The organism is Rhodococcus sp. ENV425 (genome assembly GCF_002887785.1).
GTDB lineage: Bacteria > Actinomycetota > Actinomycetes > Mycobacteriales > Mycobacteriaceae > Rhodococcus > Rhodococcus aetherivorans.
The window spans coordinates 1-5,341 of record NZ_PCZU01000078.1; the positions used below are offsets into that span (position 1 = coordinate 1).

Consider the following 5,341-nt stretch of genomic DNA (forward strand, 5'->3'; position numbering starts at 1 on the left):
GTGACGACGCCGCCGTCGACCGCGAGGCGGGCGGCCAGGGCCCGGGTCAGCGCGCCGCTTCCGCCGACGGCGCGGCCGGGCGGCAGCGTGTGCATCAGCGCGGCGAAGCCGACCATGGGGGCGGTGCCGGGTTCGGACATCGGGGGGCCGGACTGGGCACCGAACCAGGCGAGGGCGGCCTTGAGCGGCTCGTCGTCGAAGTACTCGTCGAGCAGGGCGTCGCCGGTGGTGAGGAACTGCCGGGAGAGGTCGCTGCCGCCACTGCCGGTGTCGAGGCCCCAGAAGGACGACAGCAGGTGCCGGCCGGTCGGCGGCACCGAGAACGAGCGCATCACCCGGGCGCTGCGCGGACCCCACACCGTCACGAAGCGGCGGTAGGCGTCGGCCTCGCGCGCTCCGCATGCGGCCTCGACGGATCGGCAGGTGCGGTCGAGATCACGATGGAAGACGATGCCCGGACGGTCGCTGCCCACGGGGGCGGGCGCGAACGCCCACGGGTCGCAGTCGACGTAGCGCAGGCCGTGGGCGGCGAGCTCGAGTTCCTCGACGATGCCGGTGTGCCGGATCATGACGTGGGCCGACGAGCCGCGGTCGACGGCGTGGCCCGGGAAGCGTTCCACGGTCGACACGGCGCCGCCGAGCACGGTGTCCTTCTCGAGCACCTCCACCGACCAGCCGGCACGGGCCAGATAGCACGCGCTCACCAGGGCGTTGTGCCCGGAACCCACGACGACGGCATCGATCACCCCGCCCACGCTACGGACCTTCGAGCGGAAGGTCCCGTCCCAGGACGGCGAAGGGGCGGGCGTCCCCGGTGAACCGGAACTGCCGGACGACGTCGCGGAACCCGAATCGCCGGTACAGCCGCCAGGCCCGGTTGTCCTCGCCGGCGATCTCGGGAGTGGACAGCAGGACCGTGCGCTCGGGGCGGTCGCTCAGCAACCGGCGCAGGAGCGCCTCCCCGATGCGGTGACCCTGGGCGTCCGGCCGCACGTGCAGTTCGGTCAGCTCGAAGTAGTCGCCGAGGACGGCGTCGATCGTCTCCGGGGGGTAGCCGGCGTGGCGCATCCCGGTCCGCACCTGCTGATTCCACCACTGGTGCGGCGACCCGCGATAGCCGTAGGCGATCGCGACGAGCCTCGACGGTTCGTCCGGCAGTGCCGCCGCGACAGCTTTCCATCCCGGCCGGGCGGAGTGCTCGGACCACATGGGCGCGCGGTGGTACTCGGTGCCGCGCGGGTATCGCATGGCGGCCACGTAGATGGGCAGCACCTCGGGCAGTCGCGCGCGGAACTCGGCAGCGGACAGATCGACGAGGATCGGCGCCGCGCCCCGCGGGGTCGCATCCGTACTCATGACGGGGACTGGACCGCCTTCCCTTGACGACGTGTCGGTAGGTGCAGCTATATTGAATACGTCGAACGGATGTTCGATACCGGGGATCCGGCGATGTTCGAGGGAAGCGAACATCGCCGGATCGCCGGGGCCGTGACCCGGCCGGTGCCCCGGCGGGGTGCAGGAGGTGTTCGGAGTGATGGTCACGTCACGAACCGCACAGTCGGGTGCGACCGGCCCGCGGGCCGTCGGCCGATCGGACTGCGCCGCCCGCCCGGTGTCGTCGCGCGCCGCGACATTGCTCGACCGTGCCGACGAGCTGCTCTCGGCGGCCGCCGGCACTCCGGAACCGTCCGAGCGATTCCACCTGGCCTATCTCGCCGCCCTGCGCGGTGCCGGCGCCGTGCTCGCGGGCGCCGAGTTGCGGGCGGTGCGGCCGGCGCGGCGTCCCCGCACCCGCAACGCCTGGGTGCTCATGGCCCGCGCGGAGCCGGAGTTCGCCGCCTGGGCGGACTTCTTCGCCGATCGTTCGGACACCCGCGCGGCGATCGGGGCGGGGTTCACGCGTTCCGTGCCCGCCGACGAGGCGAGCCGCTTCTACGACGAGGTGGGCCGCTTTCTCCACGAGGTGGAGGACTACCTGACGGGCGCGGACGACCCGTCGGCGTCCGGGAATTCGAGGTCGGGGGACGACCGGCGCAGCGCATGATCGGTGCAGGGGGCAGCCCGGGTCGTTCGACGGCCCGGGCCAGGGTCGTCGGTCCGTCATACGCAGGACCTTCGGAACCGTGATCGAACTCGAATCCCCAGTTGGTGGTCCCCGCCGGGATGTACTCGTATTATTGAGCCAGGCGGCCGTCAAAGTCGGCCCCCCGTCGATCTGGACCGCAGATCCGGCGGCCACCGTTTAGTGCCGGGGGAGGTACCGTGCCACTCTCCGAGCACGAGCAGCGCATGCTCGAACAGATCGAGAGCGCGCTCTATGCTGAGGATCCCAAGTTCGCCTCTACCGTCCGGGGAAGCCGGATGGGGATGGCGTCCAGTCGGCGTCGGCTCCAGGCCGGCGCGTTGTTCGCACTGGGTTTGGCGTTGTTGATCGCGGGCGTCGCCCTCCCGGTGAAGCCGGGTGGGTTCCCGATCATCAGTCTCGTCGGATTCATCGTCATGTTCGGCGCGGGGGTCCTGCTCCTCCTCGGAGGCAAGCGCGGTCCAGGCGTCGGTGACGGTCCCCGCGGGGCAAGCCGCGGTGCCGGGGATGGTAGGTCCCGCGGCGGCCGCAAGTCCGGTGGAGGGTTCAGCAAGAGGATGGAGGACCGCTTCCGCCGGCGTTTCGAGCAGGAGTAGCGCGACAGTACTTCCACGCGAGTTCTCACGAACGGCGCGTCCCGCCACGGGACGCGCCGTTCGTCGTTCCCGGACGAGCGGCGGCCGCGGCGCCGGGCGCCCCACCGTCCCCCACGTTCGTACCCCACTTCCGCCCACTCCGGCTCCCGGGACCGGCGCGCAGCGGAGGCGACGGAGCCGACCAGCGTGTTTCCCGCGTCCGGGTTCGCTGTCCCGCGCCCGCGTCTCGGTCCGCGCGTCGCGACGCTGCCCGCGCCGTGCGTCGTCGCCCACTCCGCCCCACCCGCCGTGAACTGCGCACAGTCGAAAAACGGCGCCGCGCGCGGGCGCGTAAGCGGTTGAACGTGGGGGAAAGTGGGGTAGTGTGGGTCGCGGCGGAGGGGTTCCTCCGTCGGGTAGTAGGCAGGGTCCGGCCGGGGCGTGGCGGGGGGTGTCGAGTGTTCCTCGGTACCCACACACCCAAGCTGGACGACAAGGGGCGGCTCACGCTGCCCGCGAAGTACCGAGACGAACTGGCGGGAGGGTTGATGATCACGAAGGGTCAGGACCACAGCCTTTCCGTCTTTCCGCGCGACGAGTTCGCCGCCCTGGCCGAGCGCGCCGCCGCGGCCTCGCGGAGCAATCCGCAGGCCCGGGCGTTCCTCCGGAGCCTGGCGGCGGGAACCGACGAGCAGCGTCCCGATGCGCAGGGCCGGATCACCCTGTCCGCCGCCCACCGCAAGTACGCGGGGCTCACGAAGGACTGCGTCGTGATCGGTGCCGTCAAACACCTGGAGATCTGGGACGCGGCGGCGTGGGAGCAATACCTCGCCGAGCACGAGGAAGAGTTTTCGGAAGCGAGAGACGAGGCCCTGCACGACATTCTGTGACCGGAACCGCAGCAGCGACCGCAGTGCCACCGCGGCGAGTGCCGCGAGGCCTCTGCCCGACAGCGACCCTGACACACTTCCCCAGTGCCAGGTTCGTGAAACGGAACCCTGACGTACTTCCCCAACGCCAGGTTTCCAGTTCGGACAGAGACCTCGATGCATTCGCCGCGGTCGTATCCGGAGGCGTGACTGCGAACCCCCCGACCGAAGCCACGATCCGATCGCCCACGAACCGAGCAGGACAACCGGAGGAAGAATGGCGGAGGGTCAGGACGCGGCGGCAGTTCCGGAGGCCGGGAGTCCGGAGAGCTTCGGTCACATCCCCGTCCTGCTCGGCCGCGCCGACGAACTGCTCGGCCCCGCCATCGATGCCGCCGGCCCGGGCGCGATCTATGTGGACGCCACCCTCGGTCTCGGCGGACACTCCGAGCACTTCCTGCGGACCTATCCGGGTGTGCGCCTGATCGGGCTCGATCGCGACCCCGAGGCCCTCGCCGTCGCCCGCCGGCGGCTCGCGCCGTTCGCCGACCGCACGCAGTTCGTGCACACCCGCTACGACGGCATCGCCGACGCCCTCGCCTCGTGCGGGCTGGATCGGGTCGGCTCCGTGCATGCGATCCTGTTCGACCTCGGCGTGTCCTCGATGCAGCTCGACGAGGCCGAGCGCGGCTTCGCCTACTCCCGCGACGCACCCCTGGACATGCGCATGGACCCCACCACGGGCGTCACCGCGGCCGACGTGCTCAACACCTACAGCCACGGCGACCTCGCCCGCATACTCAGCACCTACGGGGAGGAGCGGTTCGCCGGGAAGATCGCCTCGGAGATCGTGCGGCAGCGGGCGAAGACGCCGCTGCGCACGAGCGGGGAGCTGGTGGAGCTGCTGTACCGGGCGATTCCGGCCGCGTCCCGCCGCACCGGCGGCCATCCCGCCAAGCGCACGTTCCAGGCGCTGCGGGTCGAGGTCAACGGGGAACTCGACTCGCTGCGCGCCGCGATCCCGGACGCCCTGGACGCTCTCGCCGTCGGGGGACGGGTGGTGTTCATGTCGTACCAGTCCCTCGAGGACCGCGTGGTCAAGCAGATTCTCACCCCGCTGACGAAGTCGAAGAGCCCGGAGGGGCTCCCGGTGGAACTTCCGGGTACCGGGCCCGAATTGCGGATGCTCACCCGCGGGGCGGAACGGGCGACGGAGCAGGAGATCGAGGCCAATCCGCGTTCGGCGCCCGTGCGCCTGCGTGCCGCGGAACGAATCGCCAGGAGGTAACCGATGACCGTACAGGTGGCAGCACCTGCTCGCCGTCCGGCTCGATCCACGGCTGCGCAGCGGGCGTATCAGCGGCGCAGCCGTCGCACGGCGCACCTGACCCCGGACACGGCGACTCCCGCACCGGCTCGCCGCGGCGGTAGTGTGGCGGCGCGAATTCCGTTCGTGGCCACCATCATCGGTCTCCTCGGCATCGGCATGGCCGTAACCCTGCTGCTGACCACGCGCGCCGCGGAGGACTCCTACCAGCTCAGCGCCGCACGCGACTACAACCAGCGCCTGATCCAGGAGCGCGCCGTGCTGCAGCGCGACGTCGAAACCGGCAACTCGGCGCCGGTGCTGGCGATGCAGGCTGCAAAGCTCGGCATGATCCCCACCGGCGAGGTCGCGCGCCTGGTCGTCGGCGACGACGGCGGTGTGCGCGTGGTGGGAACCCCGGCCCCCGCCGAGGGGGCACCGGCCGCGCCGCTGAACCCCCCGGCGGCCGATGACCGGACCCGGGCCCAGCTTCCGCCGCTCGCGGGTA

Annotated in this window: 6 protein-coding genes and 1 pseudogene; 5 read left to right on the top strand and 2 right to left on the bottom strand. The window is 71.4% G+C overall.

What is annotated here, in order from left to right; all coding sequences use genetic code 11:
- Positions 1–746, bottom strand: a 746-nt coding sequence (locus tag CQZ88_RS05790) for an NAD(P)/FAD-dependent oxidoreductase (RefSeq protein ID WP_146034256.1), incomplete at its 3' end; no start/stop codon positions are given.
- 10 nt (positions 747–756) lie between these two features.
- The gene (locus CQZ88_RS05795) at positions 757–1,356 is read right to left on the bottom strand and encodes an N-acetyltransferase (RefSeq protein ID WP_029544191.1); all 600 of its coding nucleotides are present in this window, start codon (positions 1,354–1,356) and stop codon (positions 757–759) included.
- Positions 1,357–1,534: 178 nt separating this feature from the next.
- Here CQZ88_RS05795 and CQZ88_RS05800 point away from each other — a divergent pair, with 178 nt between their 5' ends.
- The 5 genes and pseudogenes from CQZ88_RS05800 to CQZ88_RS05820 all read left to right on the top strand — a co-directional run.
- The gene (locus CQZ88_RS05800) at positions 1,535–2,044 is read left to right on the top strand and encodes an SAV_6107 family HEPN domain-containing protein (protein ID WP_102799383.1); all 510 of its coding nucleotides are present in this window, start codon (positions 1,535–1,537) and stop codon (positions 2,042–2,044) included.
- A 218-nt stretch (positions 2,045–2,262) separates the two neighbouring features.
- Positions 2,263–2,679, top strand: coding sequence for a DUF3040 domain-containing protein (locus tag CQZ88_RS05805; RefSeq protein ID WP_006933389.1), 417 nt, complete (start codon positions 2,263–2,265; stop codon positions 2,677–2,679).
- Positions 2,680–3,116: 437 nt separating this feature from the next.
- The gene (gene mraZ, locus CQZ88_RS05810; RefSeq protein WP_010594381.1) at positions 3,117–3,548 is read left to right on the top strand and encodes a division/cell wall cluster transcriptional repressor MraZ; all 432 of its coding nucleotides are present in this window, start codon (positions 3,117–3,119) and stop codon (positions 3,546–3,548) included.
- Between the two features lie 256 nt (positions 3,549–3,804).
- Positions 3,805–4,815: a 16S rRNA (cytosine(1402)-N(4))-methyltransferase RsmH gene (rsmH, locus tag CQZ88_RS05815; RefSeq protein ID WP_006933391.1), complete on the top strand. Its 1,011-nt coding sequence runs from the start codon at positions 3,805–3,807 to the stop codon at positions 4,813–4,815.
- Positions 4,816–4,980: 165 nt separating this feature from the next.
- Positions 4,981–5,341: pseudogene (locus CQZ88_RS05820) on the top strand (hypothetical protein); the annotation flags it as partial.

Coding starts and splice junctions, on each gene's coding strand:
- rsmH (WP_006933391.1), top strand. CDS start 3,805: ATGGCGGAGGGTCAGGACGCGGCGGCAGTTCCGGAGGCCGGGAGTCCG.
- CQZ88_RS05800 (WP_102799383.1), top strand. CDS start 1,535: ATGGTCACGTCACGAACCGCACAGTCGGGTGCGACCGGCCCGCGGGCC.
- CQZ88_RS05795 (WP_029544191.1), bottom strand. CDS start 1,356: ATGAGTACGGATGCGACCCCGCGGGGCGCGGCGCCGATCCTCGTCGAT.